Annotated in this window: 1 protein-coding gene; it reads right to left on the bottom strand. The window is 69.7% G+C overall.

The genetic code is table 11. The annotated features are described in order from the left end of the window. Positions 1-234: hypothetical protein (locus KVT32_RS31660; protein WP_217619591.1), on the bottom strand; the 234-nt coding region annotated here is incomplete at both ends.

Here is a 234-nt window from a genome sequence, read left to right as displayed (position 1 = left end):
CCGCCGGTCATGTACTCGCAACCGTGGTCGCCCAGCCCCTGGGCGACGGCCGCCGCGCCCGAATTGCGGACCGCGAACCGCTCACCGGCCACGCCGTTGAAGAAGGCTTCACCGGCGATCGCGCCGTACAGCACGGTGTTGCCGACGATGATGTTGTCCACCGCCCAGCCGCGGAATTCCGTGTTCGGGCGCACGATGATGCGGCCGCCCGACAGGCCCTTGCCGACGTAGTCG

Source organism: Achromobacter sp. GbtcB20, from assembly GCF_019091095.1.
GTDB lineage: Bacteria > Pseudomonadota > Gammaproteobacteria > Burkholderiales > Burkholderiaceae_B > Achromobacter > Achromobacter mucicolens.
Note: the sequence above shows the minus strand (reverse complement) of the source record. Positions and strands in the feature narration are given on the sequence as shown.